General features: G+C 67.6%; 22 protein-coding genes and 1 riboswitch. Of the genes, 14 read left to right on the top strand and 8 right to left on the bottom strand.

Translation table 11 applies throughout. The features are described from left to right. Nucleotides 1-35: 35 nt before the first annotated feature. Nucleotides 36-125: riboswitch (yybP-ykoY riboswitch) on the bottom strand. Nucleotides 126-314: 189 nt separating this feature from the next. Beyond that, nucleotides 315-980, bottom strand: a complete 666-nt coding sequence (locus B9Y82_RS18385) for a response regulator transcription factor (protein WP_006477308.1) — start codon at nucleotides 978-980, stop codon at nucleotides 315-317. An 82-nt stretch (nucleotides 981-1062) separates the two neighbouring features. After that, complete coding sequence (acs, locus tag B9Y82_RS18380; RefSeq protein WP_100474817.1) at nucleotides 1063-3006, bottom strand: acetate--CoA ligase; 1944 nt, start codon at nucleotides 3004-3006, stop codon at nucleotides 1063-1065. A gap of 245 nt (nucleotides 3007-3251) precedes the next feature. Here acs and B9Y82_RS18375 point away from each other — a divergent pair, with 245 nt between their 5' ends. From B9Y82_RS18375 to xth, 4 genes are all read left to right on the top strand, one after another. Continuing rightward, on the top strand, nucleotides 3252-4679 hold the full coding sequence (locus B9Y82_RS18375) for a DcaP family trimeric outer membrane transporter (protein WP_100474816.1): 1428 nt from the start codon (nucleotides 3252-3254) through the stop codon (nucleotides 4677-4679). A gap of 95 nt (nucleotides 4680-4774) precedes the next feature. After that, entirely contained in the window at nucleotides 4775-6439 is a 1665-nt protein-coding gene (locus B9Y82_RS18370; RefSeq protein WP_100474815.1) for an MFS transporter, read from the top strand. A gap of 155 nt (nucleotides 6440-6594) precedes the next feature. After that, nucleotides 6595-8004, top strand: coding sequence for a coniferyl aldehyde dehydrogenase (locus B9Y82_RS18365; RefSeq protein WP_100474814.1), 1410 nt, complete (start codon nucleotides 6595-6597; stop codon nucleotides 8002-8004). A gap of 95 nt (nucleotides 8005-8099) precedes the next feature. Continuing rightward, nucleotides 8100-8867, top strand: coding sequence for an exodeoxyribonuclease III (gene xth, locus B9Y82_RS18360; RefSeq protein WP_100474813.1), 768 nt, complete (start codon nucleotides 8100-8102; stop codon nucleotides 8865-8867). Between the two features lie 36 nt (nucleotides 8868-8903). On the opposite strand, the gene B9Y82_RS18355 is transcribed toward xth, so the two are convergent. Next, entirely contained in the window at nucleotides 8904-9155 is a 252-nt protein-coding gene (locus B9Y82_RS18355; RefSeq protein ID WP_025878785.1) for a GlsB/YeaQ/YmgE family stress response membrane protein, read from the bottom strand. 84 nt (nucleotides 9156-9239) lie between these two features. Here B9Y82_RS18355 and B9Y82_RS18350 point away from each other — a divergent pair, with 84 nt between their 5' ends. From B9Y82_RS18350 to B9Y82_RS18310, 9 genes are all read left to right on the top strand, one after another. Then, complete coding sequence (locus tag B9Y82_RS18350) at nucleotides 9240-9839, top strand: 4'-phosphopantetheinyl transferase family protein (RefSeq protein WP_100474812.1); 600 nt, start codon at nucleotides 9240-9242, stop codon at nucleotides 9837-9839. Between the two features lie 39 nt (nucleotides 9840-9878). Further along, complete coding sequence (rsmG, locus tag B9Y82_RS18345) at nucleotides 9879-10517, top strand: 16S rRNA (guanine(527)-N(7))-methyltransferase RsmG (RefSeq protein ID WP_100474811.1); 639 nt, start codon at nucleotides 9879-9881, stop codon at nucleotides 10515-10517. Between the two features lie 112 nt (nucleotides 10518-10629). Then, nucleotides 10630-11427 carry a ParA family protein gene (locus B9Y82_RS18340; RefSeq protein ID WP_014648884.1) on the top strand — a complete coding sequence of 266 codons (798 nt, stop codon included), beginning with the start codon at nucleotides 10630-10632 and terminating at the stop codon, nucleotides 11425-11427. Next, the gene (locus tag B9Y82_RS18335) at nucleotides 11427-12350 is read left to right on the top strand and encodes a ParB/RepB/Spo0J family partition protein (RefSeq protein ID WP_008267278.1); all 924 of its coding nucleotides are present in this window, start codon (nucleotides 11427-11429) and stop codon (nucleotides 12348-12350) included. Before B9Y82_RS18340 ends, B9Y82_RS18335 begins: the two co-directional genes overlap by 1 nt. A 95-nt stretch (nucleotides 12351-12445) precedes the next feature. Further along, the gene (locus tag B9Y82_RS18330) at nucleotides 12446-13180 is read left to right on the top strand and encodes a suppressor of fused domain protein (protein ID WP_100474810.1); all 735 of its coding nucleotides are present in this window, start codon (nucleotides 12446-12448) and stop codon (nucleotides 13178-13180) included. A gap of 45 nt (nucleotides 13181-13225) precedes the next feature. Beyond that, nucleotides 13226-14191 (top strand): NAD-dependent epimerase/dehydratase family protein, encoded by a 966-nt coding sequence (locus B9Y82_RS18325; protein ID WP_100474809.1) that lies wholly within the window; start codon nucleotides 13226-13228, stop codon nucleotides 14189-14191. A gap of 90 nt (nucleotides 14192-14281) precedes the next feature. Beyond that, entirely contained in the window at nucleotides 14282-15004 is a 723-nt protein-coding gene (locus tag B9Y82_RS18320) for a glycosyltransferase family 2 protein (RefSeq protein WP_100474808.1), read from the top strand. After that, nucleotides 15004-15351 (top strand): lipid-A-disaccharide synthase N-terminal domain-containing protein, encoded by a 348-nt coding sequence (locus tag B9Y82_RS18315; RefSeq protein ID WP_162292089.1) that lies wholly within the window; start codon nucleotides 15004-15006, stop codon nucleotides 15349-15351. Before B9Y82_RS18320 ends, B9Y82_RS18315 begins: the two co-directional genes overlap by 1 nt. A 173-nt stretch (nucleotides 15352-15524) precedes the next feature. Next, complete coding sequence (locus tag B9Y82_RS18310) at nucleotides 15525-17297, top strand: DUF885 domain-containing protein (protein WP_100474804.1); 1773 nt, start codon at nucleotides 15525-15527, stop codon at nucleotides 17295-17297. A gap of 102 nt (nucleotides 17298-17399) precedes the next feature. Here the strand turns inward: B9Y82_RS18310 and B9Y82_RS18305 are convergent, their stop codons facing one another. The 5 genes from B9Y82_RS18305 to B9Y82_RS18285 form a co-directional block, all read right to left on the bottom strand. Next, a complete protein-coding gene (locus B9Y82_RS18305; protein ID WP_100474802.1) occupies nucleotides 17400-20609 on the bottom strand; it encodes an efflux RND transporter permease subunit in 3210 nt (1069 codons plus the stop codon). Nucleotides 20610-20619: 10 nt separating this feature from the next. Beyond that, complete coding sequence (locus B9Y82_RS18300) at nucleotides 20620-21825, bottom strand: efflux RND transporter periplasmic adaptor subunit (RefSeq protein ID WP_100474797.1); 1206 nt, start codon at nucleotides 21823-21825, stop codon at nucleotides 20620-20622. Continuing rightward, complete coding sequence (locus B9Y82_RS18295; protein WP_100474796.1) at nucleotides 21822-23075, bottom strand: TolC family protein; 1254 nt, start codon at nucleotides 23073-23075, stop codon at nucleotides 21822-21824. The genes B9Y82_RS18300 and B9Y82_RS18295 overlap by 4 nt, the downstream gene beginning before the upstream one ends. Nucleotides 23076-23131: 56 nt before the next feature. Continuing rightward, a complete protein-coding gene (locus tag B9Y82_RS18290; RefSeq protein ID WP_100474792.1) occupies nucleotides 23132-23467 on the bottom strand; it encodes a hypothetical protein in 336 nt (111 codons plus the stop codon). A 198-nt stretch (nucleotides 23468-23665) separates the two neighbouring features. Then, complete coding sequence (locus tag B9Y82_RS18285; protein ID WP_100474789.1) at nucleotides 23666-24067, bottom strand: RidA family protein; 402 nt, start codon at nucleotides 24065-24067, stop codon at nucleotides 23666-23668. A 108-nt stretch (nucleotides 24068-24175) separates the two neighbouring features. On the opposite strand from B9Y82_RS18285, the gene B9Y82_RS18280 reads away from it, so the two are divergent. Then, a complete protein-coding gene (locus B9Y82_RS18280; RefSeq protein ID WP_100474786.1) occupies nucleotides 24176-25069 on the top strand; it encodes a LysR family transcriptional regulator in 894 nt (297 codons plus the stop codon). Nucleotides 25070-25076 lie beyond the last annotated feature (7 nt).

The raw sequence follows: 25076 nt of genomic DNA, 5'->3' as shown, positions 1-25076 counted from the left end.
ACCTGACGTTGCGCGCGCGGGCCGCTGGTCTCGCCAACCATCATGGTTGTCCACGCCACGGCGCACTGGCCGAGTATGTTGACGTGGACGATTCCTGCGAAGGAATCCGGCTACTCCCCAAGGGGACGCGAAGCTTAGCACCGCGATTCGCGCGTGGCGCATTTCCAGCGAAACGCGCAGGCAGGGCTGGTTTGTATAGCGATGGCTATAAAGGACGAAGCAAGGGCGTGCCAAGCAAGCTTGGCACCTACCGAAGCGGTTTCGGGTGTTTTCAGGAGCTGAAGGCGATTGCCGGCCAGCGGCCGGCACTACCTTCAGTCTTCTTCCGGCGGCAGCACGATGGCGTCGTCGTCGATCGCCAGCTTGCCGGCCATCAGCACCGCCTGGGTGCGGTTGGTCACGCCCAGCTTGCGCAGGATGGCGGTGACGTGCGCCTTGATCGTCGCCTCGGAGACGTTGAGGTCGTAGGCGATCTGCTTGTTCAAGCGGCCGGCGCCGAGCATCTGCAGCACGCGGAACTGCTGGGGGGTCAGCTCGCGCAGGCGCTGGCCGACTTCGCGTTCTTCGCTGCCGGTGGGCGGCACGTTGTGCGCTTCCGGCGGTGCCCAGGTCTCGCCATCGAGGATGGTGCCCAGCGCGTGGCCGATGGTGTCCGAGTCGGCCGACTTCGGAATGAAGCCCAGCGCACCGTGGTCGAGCGCGCGGCGCATCACCGTCGCTTCTTCGCGCGCGGACACCACTACCACCGGCAGGTGCGGGTGCAGCGAGCGCATGTGCACCAGCGCGTTGAAACCCTGCGCACCGGGCATGTTGAGATCCATCAGGACCAGGTCGGCGTCGTTGTGCTGGTCGGCCAGTGCATACAGCGCTTCCACGCTGTCGGCCTCGAACAGCTGCACGCCGGGGATGACCCGCTGCACCGCCCCACGCAGGGCTTCGCGGAACAGCGGGTGGTCATCGGCAATCAGGAGGGTGGTCATGGTCGGGGGGAACCGTGGGGGGGAAACTCTATGGGGTCAGAGCCCTTTCCTGGCGGAAAGGGCTCTGACCCCGGGTGACGCATCAGCGCACCTTGCGCTCGTCCACCAGCGACGCCACCACCGACGGGTCGGCCAGGGTCGAGGTGTCGCCGAGCTGGTCCGGCGCGTTCTCGGCAATCTTGCGCAGGATGCGGCGCATGATCTTGCCCGAGCGGGTCTTCGGCAGGCCCGGTGCCCACTGCAGATGGTCCGGCGTGGCGATCGGGCCGATCTCCTTGCGTACCCAGGCGACCAGTTCCTTCTGCAGTTCGTCGCTCGGCGCTTCTTCGGCCACCAGGGTGACGTAGGCGTAGATGCCTTGGCCCTTCACGTCGTGCGGGAAGCCGACCACGGCCGCTTCGGCCACCTTCGGGTGCGAAACCAGCGCGCTTTCCACTTCGGCGGTGCCGATGCGATGGCCGGACACATTGATCACGTCATCGACGCGGCCGGTGATCCAGTAGTAGCCGTCCTCGTCGCGGCGGCAACCGTCGCCGGTGAAGTAGCTGCCCGGGTAGGTGCGGAAATAGGTATCGATGAAACGCTGGTGGTCGCCGTACACCGTGCGCATCTGGCCCGGCCAGGAATCACGGATGATCAGGTTGCCCTCGGTCGGGCCGTCCTGGATCTCGCCATCGGCATTGACCAGCGCCGGCTGCACGCCGAAGAAGGGCAGGGTGGCCGAACCCGGCTTGAGGTCCATCGCACCGGCCAGCGGCGAGATCAGGATGCCGCCGGTCTCGGTCTGCCACCAGGTATCGACGATCGGGCAGCGGCTGTCGCCGACCACCTCGTAGTACCAGCGCCAGGCTTCCGGGTTGATCGGCTCGCCGACGCTGCCAAGCAGGCGCAGCGACGCGCGCGAGGTCTTCTTCACCGGCTCCTCGCCTTCGCGCATCAGTGCACGGATGGCGGTCGGGGCGGTGTAGAAGAGGGTCACCTTGTGCTTGTCGATGACGTTCCAGAAACGCGAGGTGTCCGGGTAGTTCGGCACGCCTTCGAACATCAGCGAGGTCGCGCCGTTGGCCAGCGGCCCGTACACGATGTAGCTGTGGCCGGTGACCCAGCCGACGTCGGCGGTGCACCAGTAGATGTCATCCTCGCGCAGGTCGAACACCGCTTCATGGGTGTAGGCCGCGTACAGCAGGTAGCCGCCGGTGGTGTGCAGCACGCCCTTCGGCTTGCCGGTGGAACCGGAGGTGTAGAGGATGAACAGCGGGTCTTCCGCGTTCATGCGTTCCGGCTCGCAGCTGGCCGGCTGGCTGTCCACCACATCGTGGAACCAGCGGTCGCGCGGCGCCTGCATGTCCACCGCGCCACCGGTGTGGCGCACCACCAGCACGGTTTCCACGGTATTGGTGCCGGGCAGCTTCAGCGCCGCATCGACGTTGGCCTTCAGCGGAATCTTCCGGCCACCGCGCAGGCCCTCGTCGGCGGTGATGATCAGCTTGCTCTGGCAGTCGCTGACGCGGTCGGCGATCGAGTTCGGCGCGAAGCCACCGAACACCACCGAGTGGATCGCGCCAATACGGGCGCAGGCCAGCATGGCCACCGCGGCGTCGACGATCATCGGCAGGTAGATGGTGACCCGGTCGCCCTTCTTGACGCCGAGGTTGCGCAGCGCGTTGCCAAGGCGGCAGGTGCGCTCGTACAGCTCGCGATAGGTCACGTGCTGGGCCGGTGCATCCGGGCCGTCCGGCTCGAACAGCAGGGCGGTCTTGTCGCCGCGCGTCTCGAGCTGGCGGTCCAGGCAGTTCACGCTGGCATTGAGCTCGCCATCCTCGAACCACTTGATGTGGAAATCGGACAGGTCGTAGCTGACGTTCTTGATCTTCGTCGGCTTGCGCATCCACTGCAGGCGCTCGGCGGCCTTGCCCCAGAAACCATCCGGGTCGGTCACCGAAGCCTGGTACTGCTGTTCGTACGACGTCTTGTCGATGCGTGCCTTGGCGGCGAACTGCGGATCGACGGGGTAGATATCAGCCATGGCACCCTCACTTGCACGTTGACTTTGTATGTGCGGTCGCAGCATCGCAGCGACCGATCCCCCTCAGTTTGCCCCATCCACCCCCGGCCGCGTCACCACCCTGGTTAGACCATGGTCGAAAGTGAGCGCCCCGCAGGGCCGGGTTCGACCAATGGCCAATAGCCGCTGTGCGCGAACGCCCCGCAGTCTCGGCTCGACCGTGCCCCACGCGCGGCATCACCTTGCCACTTGGGAGAGAGGGCAACATGAGCCACCGTACGTTGAAAGCCGTGCGCAAACCTTTGGCGGCCTGCCTGTTGGTCGCCCTGGTCGCACCGGGCATGGCGTTCGCAGAGACCGCCAAAGAGAAAGCGCTGGAAGCACGCGTTGCCGAACTGGAACGCCAGGTCCAGCTGCTGCTGTCTTCGCAGCAACAACAGCAGACCCAGATCAGCCAGACCCAGCAGGCGGTGACCGAAGTCCGCACCGTGCAGGCCGAGCAGAAGCCGGTCGCACAGGTGCCGGCCGGCAAGCAGCCGATCCAGGTCACCACCATCACCCCGGGCGCCGCGCCCGGCACGACGGTCAAGATCGGCGGCTTCATCAAGGCCGACTTCCTGGCTACCCAGACCAGCGATGGCCAGCTGGCCGACGACGCCACCGGCCGCTCCCTGTACCTGCCGGGCCAGACGCCGGTGGAAGGCGCCGGCGGCAGCGGCAAGCGTTCGGGCACCGACTTCAACGCCCACGCCAAGTTCTCGCGCTTCAACCTGGGCATCGACAACGTGAGCGAATCCGGCAACAAGGCCGGTGCGTTCTTCGAGATGGATTTCTTCGGCAACTCGCTGGGCAACCAGACCGCCACCAATACCTACGGTGTGACCCTGCGCCACGCCTACATGTACTGGAACAACTGGATTGCCGGCCAGACCTGGTCCAACTTCATGGACGCGGCCGCATTGCCGGAAGCGGTCGACTTCGTCGGCCCCACCGACGGCGTGATCTTCGTGCGCCAGGCCCAGGTGCGCTACACCCAGGGTGGCTTCAGCGTCGCGCTGGAAAACCCCGAAACCACCACCCTCACCGGTACCCGCAACCCGGTTACCGGGGCCTGGACCAATGCCAGCGCCAACTCCGACCGTGGCAGCCTGCCTGATCTGACCCTGCGTTATGGCTGGAAGGGCGACTGGGGCACGTTCGGTGTCGGCGGCATCGTCCGCCAGCTGAAGGTCGACAACCAGGCCACCGGCGCCAAGGCCGACAAGGTGGCCGGCGGCCTGACCCTGGGCGGCAAATGGGTGATGGGTGACAGCGACTCGCTGCACTACCAGCTGACCGGCGGCGAAGGCATCGCCCGCTACATCGGCCTGGGCATCACCGCCGACAGCGCCTACGACGTGGCCCGCGACGAGCTCAACCCGACCGGCGTGCTTGCCGGTTACGTGGGCTGGCGGCATGCGTTCTCGCCGAAGCTGCGCACCAACCTCATCTACGCGCGCAGCGACTACGACAACGACAGCATCCTCGGCCCGCTGGTGACCAAGAGCGTGCAGAGCATCCGCGGCAACATCTTCTACTCACCGCTGCCCAAGGTCGATATCGGTGCCGAGCTGATGTACGGCCGTCGCGAAGTGGAGAACGGCAACAAGGGTGACATCACCCGGTTGCAGTTCACCACGAAGTACAGCTTCTGATCGAGTGCCGACCAACGGTCGGCACCTACCGAGATTGAGTGCCGACCAACAGTCGGCACCCACCAACAACGATTGCTTCGGAGGGGAAGCGTCTTATGTCCAGCACTGCATCAAGCCCGCACAATCCAGCGGGCACCCTGACCAAGGGCCACAAGAAGGTCATCTTCGCCTCGAGCCTGGGTACGGTCTTCGAGTGGTATGACTTCTTCCTGTATGGCTCGCTCGCCGCCATCATCGCCAAGCAGTTCTTCAGTGGCGTCAATGAAACCACGGGCATGATCTTCGCCCTGCTGGCCTTCGCTGCCGGCTTCTTCGTGCGTCCGTTCGGCGCGGCCTTCTTCGGCAGCCTCGGCGACCGCATCGGCCGCAAGTACACCTTCCTGGTCACCATCCTGATCATGGGCATCTCGACCTTCCTGGTCGGCGTGCTGCCCAACTACGCCTCGATCGGCTTCGCCGCACCGGTGATCCTGATCATCCTGCGCCTGGCCCAGGGCCTGGCGATGGGCGGTGAGTACGGCGGTGCCGCCACCTACGTGGCCGAGCATGCGCCGGACGACAAGCGCGGCCTGTACACCAGCTTCATCCAGTGCACCGCCACGCTCGGCCTGTTCATGTCGCTGCTGATCATCCTGGCCTGCCGCTACTTCCTCGGCAACGAAGCCTTCGAAGCCTGGGGCTGGCGCATTCCGTTCCTGGTCTCGATCCTGCTGCTGGGCGTGTCCGTGTGGATCCGCCTGCAGCTGAGCGAATCGCCGCTGTTCCAGCAGATGAAGTCCGAGGGCAAGGGTTCCAAGACCCCGTTCCGTGACAGCCTGAAGGGCGGCAACCTGAAGCTGATGCTGCTGGTCCTGCTGGGTGCTGCGGCTGGCCAGGCGGTGGTCTGGTACGGCGGCCAGTTCTACGCGCTGTTCTTCCTCAGCAGCATGCTGAAGGTCGATGCCACCACCTCCTACCTGCTGATCGCGGCCGCGCTGGCGCTGGGCGTGCCGTTCTTCATCTTCTTCGGCTGGCTGTCCGACCGTATCGGCCGCAAGAAGATCATCCTGGCCGGCTGCCTGCTGGCCGCCGTCACCTACATCCCGATCTTCAAGGGCTTGACCCACTTCGCCAACCCGGCCATCGAAGAGGCCCGCAGCAGCTCGCCGGCCCTGGTCGTGGCCGATCCGGCCACCTGCTCGTTCCAGTTCGATCCGGTCGGCCTGCGCAAGTTCACCAGCTCCTGCGACGTGGCCACCGCCGCGCTGACCAAGGCCGGTGTGCCGTACGACGTGCAGCCCGCCGCCGCCGGTTCGCTGGCGATGGTGAACGTGGGCAGCGCCAGCGTCACCTCGTATGAGGCGGCCGGCCTGACCAAGGAAGAGGGCAAAGCCAAGGCCGATGCGTTCGGTGCGGAACTGAAGACCGCCCTGACCACCGCCGGCTACCCGGCCAAGGCTGACAGCTCGCGCATCAACTATGCCGGCACCATCCTCATGCTGTGGCTGCTGGTGCTGTACGTGACCATGGTCTACGGCCCGATCGCCGCCTACCTGGTTGAATTGTTCCCGACCCGCATCCGCTACACCTCGATGTCGCTGCCGTACCACATCGGCAACGGCTGGTTCGGTGGCTTCCTGCCGGCGATCTCGTTCGCACTGGTGGCCGGTACCGGCAACCTGTACTACGGCCTGTGGTACCCCATCATCATCGCGCTGATGTCGGTGGTGATTGGTGGCCTGTTCCTGCGCGAGACCAAGGACGTGGATATCACCAAGTAATCGGCGTGCCGACCAACGGTCGGCACCCACCGGGTTTCAGGGGCCGCGGTGCAGACCGCGGCCTTTTTGTTTCCCTGTTTTTGGGGTCAGATCCCTTTCGCCTGCGAAAGGGATCTGACCCCATCGAGACGTGCTGCACCCCGTATAGTCGGCCCATGACCACCACCACGCCGGCCGACCTCCCCGCCATCCTGCACACCCTGCGCAGCGCCTGGCAGTCTCAGCGTCCATCGCTGGACCAGCGCGAAGCCGACCTGCGCCGCCTGCGTGAGGCGCTGAAGCCGCGCCTGGACGAGATGGCCCACGCCATCGCCGAAGACTTCGGCCACCGCGCCCACACCGAATCGAAGCTGGCCGATGGCATGAGCGTGCTCTCGGCCATCGACCACCTGCGCCGCCATCTGCGCCGCTGGTCGAAGCCGCAGCGCGTCGGCGCGGGTTGGCGGCTGTGGCCGGCGCGCGCGCAGCTGCGGCCGACGCCGCTGGGCGTGGTCGGGGTGATCTCGCCCTGGAACTATCCGGTCACGCTGGCGCTGGTGCCTTTGGCTACCGCCATCGCCGCCGGCAACCACGTGCTGCTCAAGCCTTCGGAACACACGCCGCGCACCAGCGCGTTCCTGGCCGATCTGCTGTCCAGCGTGTTCCCGCCCGATCGCGTGGCGGTGGTGCAGGGTGGGGCGGATGTGGCGGCGGCGGTGTCATCGCTGCCGCTGGACCATCTGCTGTTCACCGGCTCGACGGCCGTTGGCCGCAAGGTGATGGCCGCCGCGGCCGAGCATCTGGTACCGGTCACGCTGGAACTGGGCGGCAAGTCGCCGGCGATTGTCTGTCGCGATTTCCCACTGGAGAAGGCCGCCGCACGGCTGGCCACCGGCAAGTGGTTCAACGCGGGCCAGACCTGCATCGCGCCGGATTACGTGCTGATCGACACCGCGCGCCAGCGCGAGTTCGTGCAGGCGCTGCAGCAGCAGGTACGCGAGCGCTATGGCGACTTCAGCGACGCCGGCGACTACACGCGCATCATCAACGAAGGCCAGTACCGGCGCCTGCAGGGCCATCTGGCGCAGGCGCGCGAACGCGGCGTGCCGGTGATTCCGCTGGCACAGGTGGATGAAGCGCGCGCCGACCGCGAGCGCCTGCTGGTGCCGACCGTGGTGCTGGACCCGCCGGACGACCTGGACCTGATGCGCGAGGAGATCTTCGGGCCGATCCTGCCGGTGCGGGCCTACCCGGACCTGGACGGCGCGCTGGCCGATGTGCTGTCCCGCGATCGGCCGCTGGCGCTGTATCCCTTCAGCCATGACCGGGCCACGGTGGAGCGCATCCTCGGCCAGGTGGTGGCCGGCGGGGTGACGGTGAATGACACGCTACTGCACTTCGCCGCCGATGGTCTGCCGTTTGGCGGCGTGGGCGCCAGCGGCATGGGCGCGTACCACGGCCGGGCCGGGTTCGACGCCATGAGCAAGCGTCTGCCGGTGCTGTGGCAGTCGCGCTGGGCCGCCAGTGACCGGTTGCGGCCGCCGTATTCGAAGATTGCGGGGTTGTTGAAGCTGTTGCTGCGGTGAAGCCACGCATGGCGTGGCTCTACTGATTCCGGGGCCGATTCTACATGGGAGTCCGGGCCGGTCCCCGCCCCCGCCCACCCGGTTAGAATGCCCCCATGAAGATCGCCTCGTGGAACGTCAATTCGCTCAATGTCCGCCTGCCGCACCTGGAGCAGTGGCTCAAGGAGTTCGGCCCGGACATCGTCGGTATCCAGGAAACCAAGCTGGAGGACCACAAGTTCCCCGATTCGGCGCTGATCGCCGCGGGCTACCGCAGCGTGTTCGCCGGCCAGAAGACCTACAACGGCGTGGCGCTGCTGTCGCGTGAACCGGCGCAGGACGTGCAGATCGGCATTCCCGGTTTCGAGGACGAGCAGAAGCGCGTCATCGCCGGCACCTTCGGCGACCTGCGGGTGATCAACCTGTACGTGGTCAACGGCCAGGACATCGGCACCGACAAGTATGAGTACAAGCTGCGCTGGCTTGAGGCGGTGCATGCCTGGATCGCGCAGGAACTGCAGCGGCACCCGAAGCTGGTCGTGATGGGCGATTTCAACATCGCCCCGGACGCGCGCGACGTGCACGATCCGGAGGTGTGGAACGACAACCACATCCTGACTTCCACCGCCGAGCGCGGCGCGCTCAACAAGCTGCTGCAGCTGGGCCTGCACGATGGCTTCCGCCTGCACAACGACGAGCCCGGCACCTTCAGCTGGTGGGACTACCGTGCCGCCGGCTTCCGCCGCAACCTGGGCCTGCGCATCGACCTGACCCTGTTGTCAGACGCGCTGAAGGGCAGTGCGGTGGCCTCGGGCATCGACCGTGAGCCGCGTACCTGGGAACGCCCGAGCGATCACGCGCCGGCGTGGGTGCAGATCGGTTGAGATAGCGCCGGGCCATGCCCGGCGCTATCCGTCAGTTCACCGTATGCTCTTGCGGGTGAACAGGTTGACGATCGCCAGCAGGATCACCGCACCGATCAGCGAGAACAGGAAGGTGCGGAGGGTGATCGCTTCGTTGATGCCGCCGCCGAACAGCCAGCCGGAAATCAGCGCGCCGACGATGCCGACCACGATGTTGAGGATGATGCCCTGCTGGCCATCGCGCTTCATGATGATGCTGGCCAGCCAGCCTACGATGCCGCCGACGATCAGCCAGATGATGATGCCCATGATCGAACCTCCGGTGGGGAACTGTGACCAGTTGACGCGCACGGCCGTGAACCCGTCGTGGAATTGCGTGACGGGCGCGTGCGGATGAGCCTGCCAGCCACCCTCGACGGCCCGTGGCGCTTCGGTCCGGTGACGGTCTGGCGGCGTCCGCATGTGCCAGGCCAGCGCGGCGAACCGCAGGCGCGGCAGGTGCTGGCGCAGGCGCTGGGCGCCGACCCGGAGACGTTGCCACTGGTCCGTGATGACAAGGGCCGGCCGGAACTGAGCGGCGCGCTGGCCCACTACGGCACCGGCTGGAGCCACAGTGGCGAGGTGCTGCTGGTAGCGCTGGGCGATGGCGTGCGGCTGGGCGTGGACCTGGAGCTGCTGCGGCCGCGGGCCCGCCTGCTGGAGATCGTGCAGCGTTTCTTCCACCCCGAGGAGGTGGCCTGGCTGGAAAGCCTGGACGCGGCCGGTCGCGAGCACTGGTTCTTCCGCGTGTGGTGCATCAAGGAGGCCATCCTGAAGGCGCACGGGCAGGGCATCTCGTTCGGCCTGCACCGCCTGCAGCTGGCACCGGGGGCCGATGGCGCCCTGCACCTGCGCTGGTGCGACCCGGAACTGGGCGAGGCCACGCGCTGGCACCTGCACGAATGGCAGGCCAGCGGCCAGTTCCGTGCGGCGTTGGCCTGGTATCCGCACTGAAGCGGGGAATCAGCGCGCAAAACCGGCGATAATGCCGGCATGAGCGAACACCCACTTCCCGCCAGCGTGGCTGCCACGCTGGAACAGGGCCTGGCCAGCATGGGCCTGGACGCCGCGCTGGCGCCGCCGCTGCTGCGTTACCTGGCCCTGCTGCACCGCTGGAACGGCACCTACAACCTCACCGCCATCCGCGATCCGCAGGAGATGGTCACCCGCCACCTGCTCGACTCGCTGGCGATGCAGCCGTTCGTGGCCGACGGCAGCCTGGCCGACCTCGGCACCGGCCCCGGGCTGCCCGGCATCCCGCTGGCGATCGCCTGCCCGGGCCTGCAGGTCACCCTGGTCGAGAGCAACGGCAAGAAGGCGCGCTTCATGCGCGAGGCCGTGCGCCAGCTTGGCCTGGGCAACGCCCGCGTGGCCGAATCGCGTGCCGAGGCGCTGGACGAGGCCGGCCGCTACGACCAGCTGACCGCGCGCGCGATGGATACCCTGGCCGGCATCGTCCGCGTCGGTGGCCACCTGCTGCGCCCCGGCGGCGTGCTGCTGGCCATGAAGGGCGTCTACCCGCATGAAGAGATCGCGGAGCTGCCGGCTGGCTGGCAGGTGCGCGAGGTGACCCCGCTGGGCGTGCCCGGCCTGGCCGGTGAACGCCACCTGGTCACCGTTACAGGCCCCTGATTCCCGTCGCCAGCCCCTTGTGGAACAAGAGGTTGGCGATCCACGATTTCCGCAAGGGGCCGGTTGTACGCATAATGACCGGTCCCAGCACACGTCGACGAGGCACACCCGCATGGCCCGCATCATCGCCATCGCCAACCAGAAGGGTGGCGTCGGCAAGACCACGACCGCCGTCAACCTGGCCGCTTCCCTGGCCAACGCACCCAAGCGCGTGCTGTTGGTCGACCTGGATTCGCAGGGCAACGCGACCATGGGCAGTGGCGTGGACAAACGAGAGCTGGCCGCCTCCACCTGTGACCTGCTGCTCGGCGAGAACAGCGCCGCCGATGTGCGCGTGCAGACGGCCGAGGGCTACGACCTGCTGCCCGGCAACATCGACCTGACCGCCGCCGAGATCCAGCTGATGGGCCAGAGCGAGCGCGAGCAGCGCCTGAAGCGCGCGCTGGCGCCGATCCGCGACGAGTACGACTACATCCTGATCGACTGCCCGCCGGCGCTGTCGCTGCTGACGCTCAACGCGCTGGCCGCCGCCGACTCGGTGATCGTGCCGATGCAGTGCGAGTACTACGCGCTGGAAGGCCTGAGCGCGCTGGTGGAAACCATCGAGGCGCTGCGTACCAGCCTGAACCCGGCGCTGGAGATCGAAGGCGTGCTGCGCACCATGTTCGACGTGCGCAACAACCTGGCCAACGCGGTCTCGGCCGAGCTCACCGAACACTTCGGCGATCGCGTGTTCCGCACCATCGTGCCGCGCAACGTGCGCCTGGCCGAGGCGCCCAGCCATGGCCAGAGCATCGTCGGCTACGACCGCGCCTCGCGCGGTGGCGTGGCCTACCTGGGCCTGGCCGGCGAGATCATCCGCCGCAACAACGAACGCAACAAGGCCGGCAAGGCCGTGGAGATCGTCTGATGACCAGCAGCAAGCCGGCAGCCAAGAAGCGAGGCCTCGGCCGTGGCCTGGATGCGCTGCTGGGCCCGAAAGGCGCGGTCAGCCAGGTGCAGGCCACCACCGCAGTGATCGAGCCGCTGCCGGGTGAAGTACTGCGCAAGCTGGCCGTGGGCCAGCTGCAGCCGGGCAAGTACCAGCCGCGGCGCGAGATGGACGAGGGCAAGCTCTCCGAGCTGGCCGACTCGATCAAGTCGCAGGGCGTGATCCAGCCGATCCTGGTGCGCCAGCTGCCGGCGGGCAACTACGAAATCGTCGCCGGTGAGCGCCGCTGGCGCGCATCGCAGCTGGCCGGCCTGGACGAAGTGCCGGTGGTGGTGCGCGAGCTGGAAGACCGCACCGTCATCGCAATGGCGCTGATCGAGAACATCCAGCGCGAAGACCTCAACCCGCTGGAAGAAGCCGAGGCGCTGCAGCGCCTGATCAGCGAGTTCACCCTGACCCATGCCGAGGCCGCCGAGGCCGTTGGCCGCTCGCGCGCGGCGGTGTCCAACCTGCTGCGCCTGCTGGAGCTGCCGGTGGCGATCCGCCTGCTGCTGGAAACCCGCCGCCTGGAAATGGGCCACGCCCGCGCGCTGCTGACCCTGGCCCCCGAGCTGGCCGGCAAGCTGGCGCAGGAAGCGGCCGATGAAGGCTGGTCGGTGCGCGAGGTCGAGCGCCGTGCGCAGGCCTTCGCCGCCGGCAAGGTGCCAAGCAACCGCCCGGTGGCCACGCCGAAGGTGCAGCAGGCCGACATCGCCTCGCTGGAAACCGAACTGTCCGAAGCGCTGGGTGCCAAGGTGGCGATCAATCATGGCCGCGGCGGCAAGGGCAAGCTGATCATCCACTACACCGACCTGGACACGCTGGACGGCGTGCTGGAAAAGCTGCGCACGCGCCAGGGCTGAGCCCGGCGCAGTGACGGGGGACGCGGCGTGCCGCGTCCTGCCGGTGACAGGGAACGTACCGCCGCGCGCGCCGTGGCCTCATCAGGGAGCGGGACATGAGCAACGAATACGAGGGCGTCAGCCCGGACGGCACCCAGATCCTGGTGCACCAGCGCGAAAAGGACTTCGTGCTCGCCGTCGGCGAAGAGCAGCATATCGAGGCGATCAGCGCGCACATCGAGCGCCATCTCGGGCCGATCGCTACCGTCCTGCACGAGATCATTTCCGACCTGGTGCATATCGACGTGCACGTGGTGCCCCCCAATGACCACTGCCCGCATGTGCGGCTGGTGACCTCCGGCATGAGCGACCTGCCGATGACCGTGCCCGCCGAGCTGGACGCGGACGTGCCGCGCTACATGGAACTGATGGTGACCCTGCCGGCCGAGTGGCCGATCTCGCAGGAGGCCTTCGAGGACGAGCGCAACTACTGGCCGGTGCGCCTGCTGAAGGGCATGGCGCGGCTGCCGCACGAGTACGACACCTGGCTGGGCTTCGGCCACACCATCCCCAACGGCCATCCCAGCGAACCCTACGCGCCGGGCGTCGGCTTCGACGGTGCCATCGTGCTGCCGCCGGTGACTGCTCCGGACGACTTCGCCGCACTGGAACTGGACGATGGCAAGACCATCAGCTTCATGTCCCTGGTCCCGCTGTACCCGGAAGAGATGGACCTGAAGCTGAAGAAGGGCGCCGAGGCGCTGCTGGACCGCTTCGATGCGAAGAAGATCCAGGACGTGATCGAACCCGGCCGCACCAACGTGGCCAGGAAGCGTTTCGGTTTGTTCTGAGACCGGTAACATCAGGGGCCTGAACTTCGTTTCCAGGCCCCTGTCATGACCATCCTGCTCACCGGCGCTGCCGGCTTCATCGGTGCCTACACCGCCCGCGCGCTGCTGGAGGCCGGCCACGCCGTGGTCGGCCTGGACAACTTCAACGACTACTACGACCCGCAGATCAAGCGCGACCGCGTGGCCGCGCTGTGCCCGACGCTGGACCTGCGCGCACTGGACCTGACCGACCGCGAGGGCCTGGCCGCGCTGTTCGACGAAGTGCAGCCGACCGCGGTGATCCACCTGGCCGCGCAGGCCGGCGTGCGCTATTCGCTGGAGAACCCGCAGGCCTACGTCGACAGCAACCTGGTCGGCTTCGTCAACATGCTCGAGCTGTGCCGCCACCGTGGCGTGCAGCACCTGGTGTATGCCTCCAGCAGCTCGGTCTACGGCGATTCGGCCACGCCGCCGTTCTCCGAGGACCAGCGCGTGGACCAACCGCGCTCGCTGTACGCGGCGACCAAGGCCGCCAACGAACTGATGGCCCATACCTACGCGCAGCTGTACGGCCTGCGCGCCACTGGCCTGCGCTTCTTCACCGTGTATGGACCGTGGGGCCGGCCGGACATGGCGCCGCTGCTGTTCTCGCGCGCGGTGCTGGCCGGGCGGCCGATCGACGTGTTCAACGAAGGCCGCATGCAGCGCGATTTCACACATGTTTCCGACATCGTATCCGGTATTCTCGGCGCCCTCGCGCATCCGGCCGACGGTCCGGTGCCGCACCGGGTGTTCAACCTCGGCAACCATACGCCGGTCGAGCTGGAACGCTTCATCAGCGTGATCGAGCAGGCCGCCGGCCGCCCCGCGCAGAAGGTCTACAAGCCCATGCAGCCCGGCGACATGGTGCGCACGATGGCCGACACACGGCGCGCACATGACGTTTTCGGCTTCGATGCGGTGACCCCGATCGAAGAAGGCCTGCCACCTGTGGTGCAGTGGTGCCGCGAGTATTTTGGCGATCGCGCCTGAGGATGGATCCTCACGCCGCGGGGTTCATCTTCGGATAACCTTGGTTTCGGAGAATGCGCGGTCTTTGTCCCCCCTTTGGCCGAGTGCCTTATGAGCCAACCCGAGCTTTCCGTCGTCGTCCCGGTATTCAACGAGCGCGACAATGTCGCCCCGCTGGTTGCCGAAATCACCGCTGCGCTGCGTGGGCGGTTGCCGTTCGAGATCGTCTACATCGACGATCACTCGCGCGATGACACCCTGGCGGTGCTGCAGGGCCTGAAGGCGACCACCCCGGAACTGCGCGTGCTGCACCATGTGAACCAGAGCGGGCAGAGCACCGCCGTGCGCACCGGCGTCAAGCACGCGCGCGCGCCGTGGATCGCGACCCTGGATGGCGATGGCCAGAACGATCCGGCCGATATCCCCAGGCTGCTCGCCGCGCGCGACGCCGCCGAGGCGCAGGTGAAGCTGTTCGCTGGCTGGCGCGTCAACCGCCAGGACAGCGGCAGCAAGCGCTGGGCCAGCAAGTGGGCCAACGCCATCCGCGCACGCATGCTGCGCGACGATACGCCCGACACCGGTTGCGGCATCAAGCTGTTCGAGCGCAGTGCGTTCCTCGATCTGCCGTACTTCGACCACATGCACCGCTACCTGCCGGCGCTGATGCAGCGTGCCGGCTGGAAGACCACCAGCGTGCCGGTCAACCATCGCCACCGTACCGCCGGTGTCTCCAAGTACAACAACCTGGGCCGCGCGCTGGTGGGCATCCGTGACCTGCGCGGCGTGGCCTGGCTGATCACCCGCAGCAAGCGCACCGCGGTGGAGGAGCGTTGATGGATCTGGAGCTGCACTGGCTCGACCAGCCGCTGACCTGGCTGTACTGGACCGGCCTGCATGTGACCGGCTGGAAGCTGATCGGCTACACCGGTGCGCTGATGTTCGGTGGCCGCTGGCTGGTCCAGTTCATTGCCTCCAAGCGTGCGGGCAAGCCGGTGATCCCGCGCCTGTTCTGGTACATGAGCGTGGTCGGCAGCCTGATGACGCTGAGCTACTTCCTGTTCTCGGCCAAGCAGGACTCTGTGGGCGTGCTGCAGAACCTGTTCCCGGCGTTCACCGCGCTGTACAGCCTGCACCTGGACATCAAGCACCGGGGCTGGAAGCGGGACAGGGCCAGCCACTAGGCGCCGGGGGCCCCATCCGGTAGCTGCCGACCTTGGTCGGCACATCTGTATCCCGGCCTGGCCCATCCACGCATGGCGTGGATCTACCGCATGCCCAGGCAGGACCTTCGTCCCATGCCACGGGCCGTGGGCGGTGCCATCATCGGGGTCTGCCTTCCCGGGAACCTGTGCTCGTGAAAACCCGTCTTGCCGTTGCCCTGCTGATCGCCCTGTCCGCCCCCGCCGTAGCCCTGGCCGCACCGCCCGCCGCCGCCGCGCCGGCCAGCGTGGCCACCGAATCGCCCGCCGACGCCGCCTTCCGCGCGCTGTACGAGAAGGAATGGAAGTGGCGCCAGCAAGGGGGCGGCGAGGCCAGCGAGGATGAGGACGCCCCTGCAAACGCCACCCGCATGCCCGACGTCGGCCCGGCCGCGCAGCAGGCGCGCCTGAAGGTGTGGGACGAGACCCTGGCTGCACTGAAGAAGATCGACCCGAAGACGCTGTCGCCCGACAACCAGATCAACTACGCGATCTACCACGACCAGGTGTTCAACCTGGCCGAAGCGACGCGCCTGCGTGGTTACGAGATGCCGTTCAACGCCGACTCCTCGTTCTGGTCCAACCTGTCCTTCATGGCCCGGCGCGAGATGAAGACCGTGCAGGACTACCAGAACTACATCGCACGCCTGAACGATGTGCCGCGCTACTTCGGCCAGCAGACCGAGAACATGCGCGCCGGCCTGAAGCGCGGCTTCAGCGTGCCGCGCGCGGTGCTCGATGGCCGCGAAGTGTCCATCGCCACCGTCGCCGAGCTGAAGGACCCGACCGATTCGCCGCTGTACGCGCCGTTCAAGAAGCTGCCCAACAGCATCCCGGCCGCAGAGCAGGCCAGGCTGCAGGCGCAGGCGCGTGAAGCGATCAGTGCCAAGGTAGTGCCGGCGTTCCAGCAACTGCGCACCTTCTTCGTCAACGAGTACGTGCCGCAGGCGCGTACCACCCTGGCCGCCGAAGCGATGCCGGACGGCAAGGCGTACTACAAGCAGCAGATCCACGAATACACCACGCTGGACCTGTCGCCGGACGAGATCCACCGCATCGGCCTGGATGAAGTCGCGCGCATCCAGAAGGAAATGAACGACATCATCAAGCAGGTGAAGTTCAAGGGCAGCTTCGCCGAGTTCCTGGCCTTCCTGCGCACCGATCCGCAGTTCTATGCGAAGACGCCGGAAGAGCTGCTGTCGCGTGCCGCGTGGATCTCCAAGCGGGCCGATGGCCAGCTCGGCAAATACATGACGCTGCCGCGCGCGCGCTTCACCATCGTGCCGGTGCCGCCGGACATCGCCCCGTTCTGGACCGCCGGCCGCGGTGGCATGGGTACCTACTGGCTCAACACCTACAACCTGCCGTCGCGCCCGTTGTACAACCTGCCGGCGCTGACCCTGCATGAATCCGACCCGGGCCACTCGCTGCAGGGGGCGATTGCCGCCGAGCAGAAGAACCTGCCCGAGTTCCGCCGCAACACCTACATCTCTGCCTATGGCGAAGGCTGGGCGCTGTACTGCGAGAAGCTGGGCGTGGAGATGGGCATCTACGAAACCCCTTACGAGGATTTCGGTCGCCTGACCTACGAAATGTGGCGTGCGGCGCGCCTGGTGATCGATACCGGCGTGCACAGCAAGGGCTGGACCCGCGAGCAGGCGCTGGCCTACCTGCGTGACCACACTGCGCTGAGCGAGCATGAAGTGACCACCGAAGTGGACCGTTACATTTCCTGGCCGGGCCAGGCGCTGAGCTACAAGCTGGGCGAGATCGCCATCGTGCGCCTGCGTGCGCAGGCAGAGAAGGAGCTGGGCGACAAGTTCGACATCAAGGGTTTCCACGACACCCTGCTCAAGCAGGGCTCGGTGCCGCTGCCGGTGCTGGAACAGCAGATCCAGGCGTACATCGCCGAACGCAAGAAGGCCTGACCGTTGTGTGATCGGGTCAGAGCCCCGCCCGTCGGGCGGGGATCCGACCCGCATGGGGTCGGATCCCTTTCCCACGGAAAGGGCTCCGACCCCGGCATCACATCATCCCACCGCCCGCGGCTTGGCCACCCGTGCCGCGAAGGTCGGCAGCACCAGCAGGGTCAACACGGTGGCGGTGATCAGGCCACCGATCACCACCGTGGCCAGTGGCTTCTGCACCTCCGCACCGGAACCGCTGGCGATCGCCATCGGAATGAAGCCGACGATGGCCACCAGCGCCGTGGTCAGCACCGCGCGGATGCGGCTGGAGGCGCCGTTGATCGCCGCCTGCAGCGGCAGGTCACCGGCATCCAGGCGCTCGCGGATCGCCTGCATCAGCACCAGGCCGTTCAAGGTGGCCACGCCGGAGACGGCGATGAAACCAACTGCCGCCGACACCGAAAACGGCATGCCACGCAGCAGCAGCGCGAGAATGCCGCCAACCAGCGCCAACGGCACGCAGCTGAACACCAGAATGGCTTCCTTGCCGCTGCGCAGCGCCATGAACAGCAGGCTGCCGATCAGCAGGAACACCACCGGCACCACCGTTGCCAGCCGCTTCTCGGCACGCTGCAGGTTCTCGAACTGGCCACCCCAGGTCAGGTAGGCGCCCGGCGGTAGTGCCACGTCGGCCACCGCCGCCTGCGCTTCACCCACGAAGCCGCCCAGGTCACGACCGCGCACGTTGGCCTGCACCACCACGCGGCGGCTGCCGTTGTTGCGGCTGATCTGGTTCGGCCCTTCGCTGACCGTGATGCGCGCGACCGACGACAGCGGAATCACCAACCCCGACGGCGTAGCGATCGGCAACGAAGCCAACTGGTCCGGATCGTTGCGCGAGGCATCGTCCAGGCGCACCACCACGTTGAAGCGGCGGTCGCCTTCGAAGATCTTGCCGGCCGCGGTACCACCAATACCAGTGGACAGTGCATCGCTCACGTCCGCCGCGGTCAGCCCATACTGCGCAGCCGCCACGTGGTCGATGGCCACGTTGAGCGTGGGCAGGCCGGAGATCTGCTCCACCCGCACGTCGGCCGCGCCATCCACTGCGCGCAGCTTCAGCGCTACCTGGTCGGCCACCTTCTGCAGCTGGCTGAAGTCATCGCCGAAGATCATCACCGCCAGGTCGGTACGCACGCCGGAAATCAGTTCGTTGAAGCGCAGCTCGATCGGCTGGCTGAACTCGAAACTGTTGCCCAGCTGCTGCCCGGCCAGCTTCTCGAAGCGTGCCACCAGTGCATCCTTGCCGAGCTTCGGATCCGGCCAGTCCTTGCGTGGCTTCAGCACGATCACGCTGTCGGAGATGTTGGTCGGCATCGGGTCGATCGCTGCCTCGGCGGTACCGGTACGCGAAAACACGGTTTCCACCTCCGGCTGTTTGGCAATCGCCTTTTCCAGTGCCAGCTGCATTGCCAGCGACTGCTCCAGCGACGTCGACGGCACGCGCAGGGCCTGCATCGCCACGTTGCCTTCGTCCAGCGTCGGCATGAACTCGCGGCCCAGCAGCGAGAACGAACCGATACCCACCACCACCATCATCACCGCACCGGCCAGCACCGTGCGCGGATGCGCCACGGCCTTGCGCACCACCGGTTCGATGCGCGCACGCAGCACGCGGATCAGTTTCGTCTCGTGCTCGCCATCATCGGCATGCGTATCACCGTCCTTCACCTTGGGCTCGCGCACCAGCAGCGCGGCCATCGCCGGCACGAAGGTGAAGGAGAAGATGAAGGCACCGACCAGGGCCAGCATGAAGGTGGCTGCCATCGGGTGGAAGGTCTTGCCCTCCACGCCTTCCAGGGTGAGGATCGGCGCGAACACCAGCAGGATGATCAGCTGGCCAAAGGCCGCGGGGCGCGCCATCTTCATCGCCGAATCGGCGGCCACGCGCAGGCGTTCCATCGCGGTCAACGCACGGCCCAGTTCGGCGCGGCGCTGGCCCAGCATCAGCAGCGTCGACTCGACCACGATCACAGCGCCGTCCACCAGGATGCCGAAGTCCAGCGCACCCAGGCTCATCAGGTTGCCGCTGATGCCGAAGCGGTTCATGCCGATCACCGCGAACAGGAACGACAGCGGAATCACCAGCGCGGTGATCGTCGCCGCACGCAGGTTGCCCAGCAGCAGGAACAGCACCACCACCACCAGCAGCGCGCCTTCGGTGAGGTTCCTGGCCACGGTCTTGATGGTGGAATTGACCAGCACGCTGCGGTCCAGCACCGGCGCGGCCACGATGTCGGCCGGCAGCGATTTGTTCACCTGCTCCAGGCGCGCCGCAGCTGCCTGGGCCACGGTGCGGCTGTTGCCGCCGGCAATCATCAGCGCGGTACCCAGCACGGCTTCATGGCCGTTGCGGCTGGCCGCACCCAGGCGCGGTGCGCGGCTCAGCTCGACCTCGGCCACATCGGCCACGCGTACCACCACGCCATTGCGGGTGGCTACCGGGGCCTGTGCCAGATCGTCGGTGGTCAGCGCCAGGCCGTCGGCACGTACCACCAGGCCCTCGCCGGCACGCTGCACGAAACCGGCACCGGCCTGCACGTTGGAACGCTGCAGGGCAGTGACCAGATCGGCCAGGCCGAGGCCGTGCGCGGCCAGCTTGGCACTGTCCGGATGCACGCCGTATTCCTTGACGTAGCCGCCGACCGTATCGACGCCGGCCAGCCCCGGGCTGGAACGCATCTGCGGCGCGATGATCCAGTCCTGCACGGTGCGCAGGTAGGTGGCACGTTCTTCCGGCGTGCGAAGCAGAGTGCCTTCCGGCGTGCGGTAGACCTCGCCGGCCTGCCAACCCGCTTCACCGGGCTTTGCCAGCCTGGCCGGATCGAACGCGGTGAAGTCCACCGTCCACATCAGCACCTCGCCGAGGCCGGTGGTGACCGGCGACAGCATCGGCGACGCGCCATCGGGCAGGTCTTCCGATGCCTCGCGCATGCGTTCGGCCACCTGCTGGCGGGCGAAGTAGATGTCGGTCGCATCGGTGAAGATCGCGGTGACCTGCGAGAAGCCATTGCGCGACAGCGAACGCGTGGTGGTCAGGCCGGGAATGCCGGCCAGCGCGGTTTCCAGCGGGTAGGTCACCTGCCGCTCGATCTGTTCCGGCGTCAGCGCCGGTGCCACCGTGTTGATCTGCACCTGGCGGTTGGTGATGTCCGGCACCGCGTCAATCGGCAGCTTGCCCAGCTGGAACAGGCCCACGGCGGCGATCAGCGCCGCCATGAACACCACCAGCCAGCGGTGGCGCACCGCTGTTTCAATGATCAGCTTGAACATGGTCGCCTCCTCAGTGGCCGTGCTCGGCTTCGCCCTTGGCCAGTTCGGCCTTGAGCAGGAAGGCGTTGGCACCGACGATGCGCTCGTTGCCGGTCAGGCCACCGAGGATCTCGATGCGGTCGCCGGCACGGCGCCCGGCCAGCACCGGCTGCGCCTTGAAGCCGCCATCGACGGCGACGAACACCGCGCTGCTGCCATCAACGTTCTGCACCGCATCGGCGGGCACGCTGAGCGAACCGTCCTGGCCTTCGGTGACCACCACCGCCGAAACCGGCGAACCGGCCGGCGGCAGCGAAGCGTCCACCGGCGCGGCGCGGATCACCGCGACGCCGCCCTGCTGGCGCACGTCGGCGGCCGAACCGGTAACGGTGGCGGTGAAACTGCCACCGGGCACGCTCACTTCCAGCTTCATGCCGGGCGTGACCTGTGCGGCCAGCGCGGGCGGCGCGGTGAACACCAGTTCGTTCATCGACGGGTCGGCGACATCGGCCACCGCACTGCCGGCGGCGACTACGCCGCCCGGGGTGACCTGCACGTTGCCGACGATGCCGGCCACCGGACTGGTGATGCGCACGCGGCCGTTGGCATCGGGTGCCCCGTTGGCAGCGGCCTGGGCCTGCGCGGCGGCGGCCTGGGCCTGTGCCGCCAGCGAGCGGGCGCGCGAGGCCTCCAGTTCCTGGCGGGCGACCACGCCCTGGTCGACCAGCGCCTTGTCGCGGCCATAGGCCAGGCGCGCGGCTTCGGCTTCGGCCGAGGCGGCCAGCGCATTGGCGCGGAACACCGCGGCCTCGCCACTGACCACGATGGCCAGCGCCTGGTTCTGCTTCACCGCGGTGCCCGGCGCGACCAGCACGCGCTCGACGCGACCGGTCACCGTGGAGGCGACCGAGGCGCGGGCGCCCACCGACGGTTCGACCCGGCCGGACAGGCGCGTGGAGCCACCGCCACCGCGACCGATCGCGACCACTTCGATACCGGACGCCTTGATCTGCTCAGGGGTCAACTGCACGACACCCTCATCCGCATCGGGGGGTGCCTTCGCGGATTCGGCCTTGGCTTCCTTGCTGTCGGTCGCGTGGCCATGGCCATCGTCGGCGCCCGCCTTGGCCGCGGCGGGGTCTTCATTTGCAGGTGTCTGCGCGTTGCCAGCGCAACCGGCCAACAGCACGGCCAGCAGCACGGCGCCGATCAGCGTGAAAGTACGGGAGAGAGTCATGGGGCCTCCACAAAAGGCGCGCGCCCTTCAAGGCGGGCAAGATCGATTTCCGCGCCGACGCGCGACAGGCGCGCGTCCACGGCAGTGCCGCGGGCGGCGATGAGGGCGCTGCGCGTGCTGCGCAGTTCCAGCTGCGAGATGCGTCCGGCGTCGAAGCCGACACGGGCCAGGCGATACGCCTCCTCGGCGGCGGCCACGCTTTCATCGGCGGCCCGGGTACGGCTGCCGGCGGCCTTCAGCCCGGCCACGGCGGCAAGGCGTGCGGCCTCGCTGTCGCGGCGCTGCTGGTCCAGGCGTGCCTCGGCCGCGCGCTGGTCGGCATTGGCGGCGCGGATGCCACCGCGGTTGCGGTCGAACAGCGGGATACTGAGGCTGACCCCGAGGGTGTAGGCACGCTCGCCGCCTTCGCGGAAGCGGGTCTGCGCGGCGGTGACGCTGAGATCGGGCAGGGCGCGCTTGCGCTCCACGTCGACCAGCTTGCCGGCCGCATCGGCTTCGGCTTCGGCGATGCGTACCGCCAGCGCCACATCGGTCGCACCCCGTGGCAGCGGCGGTGCACGGTCGAGCAGGCTGTTGTCGATCGACTGCACCGGCGTATCCAGCAGCGCGGCACCGACGAGGCGTGCCAGCGCGGCGTCGCGGAACGCCTGCGCCTCATCCAGCGCGGCGCTGGCGTTGGCCACTTCGCTCTGCGCCTGCACCGCGCGCAGTTGCGGTTCGCGCCCCTGCTTGACCATCGCGTTGACGGCGTTGGCGTCATCGCGGGTAAGGGTCAGCGCCTCTTCGGCCAGGGAATAGCGGCGCAGTGCACTTTCCGCCTGTGCGTAGACCACCGCCAGCTGGCTGGCCACGTCGCTGCGGCTTTGGGCACCACGCAGGTTGGCGGCCTGTGCCTCGGCACGGGCGGCACGGACACGCGCGCCACGCTGGCCCCAGACCTCCAGCGGCTGGGACAGGGTGAGTACGGTATCGGCCTTGCCCATGCCGCCATAGGAGCCGGTGCCCCAGGCGTTCTCGGCCGAGTAGGAGAGAGAAGGGTTGGGCAACGCACGGGCCTGGTCGGCGCGCGCGTCGGCCGCCTCGGCCAGCGCCGTACCGACGCGGGTGCCGGGCAGCTGGTCCAGGCGTTCAAGCAGGGTGTCGTAGGAAGGGGCGGCTTGCGCCATCACCGAAGCCGCCGGGGCCAGGCCCAGCAACACGGCGACGACCAGCCCGGCCGCGCGCGGCGACCGAGGTGTCAGGATCGACATAGGGGGATTCCGGTTGTGAGTGAAACGGGAGCCCGCGATTGCGGGACGCGCTCAACTCACGCCCGGGGGGGACGTGTCAATTCATCCTGGGCGACCGCATAGGTCGCCACGTCGCCGGCATTCATCCAGCGCGCCGGCAGTGGCGTACCGAAGACGGCGAAATCATTTGCTGGCAGGCTCAGCGTGGAGTGATGGCAGTGGTTATGCGTGCAGGCACCGGTGTGCTTGCTGTCGCTGTCGTCGCCTGCATCGTCCGCCAGGGACTCGACATGGGCGCTGCTGGCATGCGGTTCCACCGCACACACCAGTGCGTCGGCCACCGGCACGACCACGAATGCCGCCATCAGCAGCATCATCAGGTACGTACGCAGTTGGCGGGTGATCCGGCGCATGGAGGGGAGGCTAGCAAGCGGTTTTCGCCGGATACAATATCAATGGCCACCTCGGGAATCCGTCGGAATCTCCCGTTCAGGTGGGCGACTTGGGGGCCTCCTTCTGCCTTGGTGGGTGCTGAACTTCTGCTCTGGTGGGTGTCGACCTTGGTCGACACGCTTTTCGACCCCCGACACATCGCCGGCCAGCGGCCGGCACTACCGCCGGTCTGCGGGCAGCTTCGCGATCACCTTGATCTCGAACTGGAACCCATACAGCCAGGTCACGCCGATACCGGTCAGGGTCGGGTGCGGCGCCTCGCCCCAATACCCGGGCACGATCGCCCAGGCCTTCTCGAAGTTCGTTTCCGGATCGACCAGGAACACGGTCACGTCGACCACGTCATCGAAGGTGCAGCCGGCGGCGGCCAGCACCGCGTTGAGGTTCTCGAAGGCGCGGCGCACCTGGGTTTCGAAATCCGGCTCGGGCGAGCCGTCCTCGCGGCTGCCGACCTGGCCGGAAACGAACAGGAAGCCATTGGAACGGATCGCCGGCGAGTAGCGGTTGCGTTCGTACAGGGCCTGGCGCCCGGCGGGGAAAACGACATCTCGCTGTGACATGGGGAAGATCCCGTGGGAGAAAATGCCATCCTCCTCGTCGCCGCTGTCTGGATAAACCGCGATGATCGGCCTAGATTGATTGCCAATCCCAAACAATCATGGCCCGCCATGGACCGTTTCGAGGCGATGCGGGCCTTTGCCCGCGTGGTGGAAACCGGCAGCTTCACCCGCGCCGCGCAGACCCTGCAGATCAGCCGTACCACGGCAACCCAGCTGGTGCAGCAACTGGAGGCGCACCTGCGGCTGCGCCTGCTCAACCGCACCACCCGGCGGGTCAGCGTCACCGCCGACGGCGCGGCCTATTACCCACGCATCGCCCGCCTGCTGGCCGAGCTGGAAGAGGTGGAGGGCGGGCTGGGCGACGCGGCCACCCAACCGCGCGGACGCCTGCGCGTGGATGTGCCGGGGCCGTACGCGCGGTTGCGGCTGGTGCCGGCGTTGCCGGATTTCCAGGCGCGCTACCCGGAGATCCAGCTGGACATCGGCGTCAGCGACCGCGAGGTCGATGTCATCGCCGACAACGTCGACTGCGTGATCCGCGGCGGTACCCCGGCCGACCCGGCGCTGGTGGCACGGCCGTTGGCTGCGCTGCCGATCGGTTTCCACGCCAGCCCGGGCTATGTGCAGCGCTTCGGGTTGCCTGCCGACCCGCGCGCGCTGGACGGGCCCGATCACCACATGGTTGGCTTCCTCAGCCCGCGCAGTGGCCGGGCGCGGGTGTTCAGTGCGCAGCGCGGCGATGAGCGCACCGAGGTGCAGGGCCGCTACGCGGTCGGCTTCGATGATGGAAACGCTTATCTGGCCGCTGCGCTGGCCGGCCTGGGCGTGGTCGCGCTGCCCAGCTACATGGCCGATCCGCACGTGGCGCGCGGTGAGCTGCTGCCGGTGCTGCAGGACTGGCAGCTGCCGCCGATGCCGATGCACGTGATGTTCCCGCCGAACCGGCACATGAGCCAACGGCTGCGGGTGTTCATCGACTGGGCGGTGGAAACGCTGGGGTGAGTGCATC

It is taken from the genome of Stenotrophomonas maltophilia (assembly GCF_002799155.1).
Taxonomy (GTDB): domain Bacteria; phylum Pseudomonadota; class Gammaproteobacteria; order Xanthomonadales; family Xanthomonadaceae; genus Stenotrophomonas; species Stenotrophomonas maltophilia_R.
Note: the sequence above shows the minus strand (reverse complement) of the source record. Positions and strands in the feature narration are given on the sequence as shown.

Bases quoted from the DNA above. Each gene is read 5' to 3' on its own strand.
- B9Y82_RS18280 (WP_100474786.1), top strand. From the start codon at position 24,176: ATGGACCGTTTCGAGGCGATGCGGGCCTTTGCCCGCGTGGTGGAAACC.
- B9Y82_RS18385 (WP_006477308.1), bottom strand. From the start codon at position 980: ATGACCACCCTCCTGATTGCCGATGACCACCCGCTGTTCCGCGAAGCC.
- B9Y82_RS18290 (WP_100474792.1), bottom strand. From the start codon at position 23,467: ATGCGCCGGATCACCCGCCAACTGCGTACGTACCTGATGATGCTGCTG.
- xth (WP_100474813.1), top strand. From the start codon at position 8,100: ATGAAGATCGCCTCGTGGAACGTCAATTCGCTCAATGTCCGCCTGCCG.
- B9Y82_RS18325 (WP_100474809.1), top strand. From the start codon at position 13,226: ATGACCATCCTGCTCACCGGCGCTGCCGGCTTCATCGGTGCCTACACC.
- B9Y82_RS18375 (WP_100474816.1), top strand. From the start codon at position 3,252: ATGAGCCACCGTACGTTGAAAGCCGTGCGCAAACCTTTGGCGGCCTGC.
- acs (WP_100474817.1), bottom strand. From the start codon at position 3,006: ATGGCTGATATCTACCCCGTCGATCCGCAGTTCGCCGCCAAGGCACGC.
- B9Y82_RS18370 (WP_100474815.1), top strand. From the start codon at position 4,775: ATGTCCAGCACTGCATCAAGCCCGCACAATCCAGCGGGCACCCTGACC.
- B9Y82_RS18350 (WP_100474812.1), top strand. From the start codon at position 9,240: ATGAGCCTGCCAGCCACCCTCGACGGCCCGTGGCGCTTCGGTCCGGTG.
- B9Y82_RS18355 (WP_025878785.1), bottom strand. From the start codon at position 9,155: ATGGGCATCATCATCTGGCTGATCGTCGGCGGCATCGTAGGCTGGCTG.
- B9Y82_RS18335 (WP_008267278.1), top strand. From the start codon at position 11,427: ATGACCAGCAGCAAGCCGGCAGCCAAGAAGCGAGGCCTCGGCCGTGGC.
- B9Y82_RS18285 (WP_100474789.1), bottom strand. From the start codon at position 24,067: ATGTCACAGCGAGATGTCGTTTTCCCCGCCGGGCGCCAGGCCCTGTAC.
- B9Y82_RS18320 (WP_100474808.1), top strand. From the start codon at position 14,282: ATGAGCCAACCCGAGCTTTCCGTCGTCGTCCCGGTATTCAACGAGCGC.
- B9Y82_RS18340 (WP_014648884.1), top strand. From the start codon at position 10,630: ATGGCCCGCATCATCGCCATCGCCAACCAGAAGGGTGGCGTCGGCAAG.
- B9Y82_RS18305 (WP_100474802.1), bottom strand. From the start codon at position 20,609: ATGTTCAAGCTGATCATTGAAACAGCGGTGCGCCACCGCTGGCTGGTG.
- rsmG (WP_100474811.1), top strand. From the start codon at position 9,879: ATGAGCGAACACCCACTTCCCGCCAGCGTGGCTGCCACGCTGGAACAG.
- B9Y82_RS18295 (WP_100474796.1), bottom strand. From the start codon at position 23,075: ATGTCGATCCTGACACCTCGGTCGCCGCGCGCGGCCGGGCTGGTCGTC.
- B9Y82_RS18300 (WP_100474797.1), bottom strand. From the start codon at position 21,825: ATGACTCTCTCCCGTACTTTCACGCTGATCGGCGCCGTGCTGCTGGCC.
- B9Y82_RS18315 (WP_162292089.1), top strand. From the start codon at position 15,004: ATGGATCTGGAGCTGCACTGGCTCGACCAGCCGCTGACCTGGCTGTAC.
- B9Y82_RS18330 (WP_100474810.1), top strand. From the start codon at position 12,446: ATGAGCAACGAATACGAGGGCGTCAGCCCGGACGGCACCCAGATCCTG.
- B9Y82_RS18365 (WP_100474814.1), top strand. From the start codon at position 6,595: ATGACCACCACCACGCCGGCCGACCTCCCCGCCATCCTGCACACCCTG.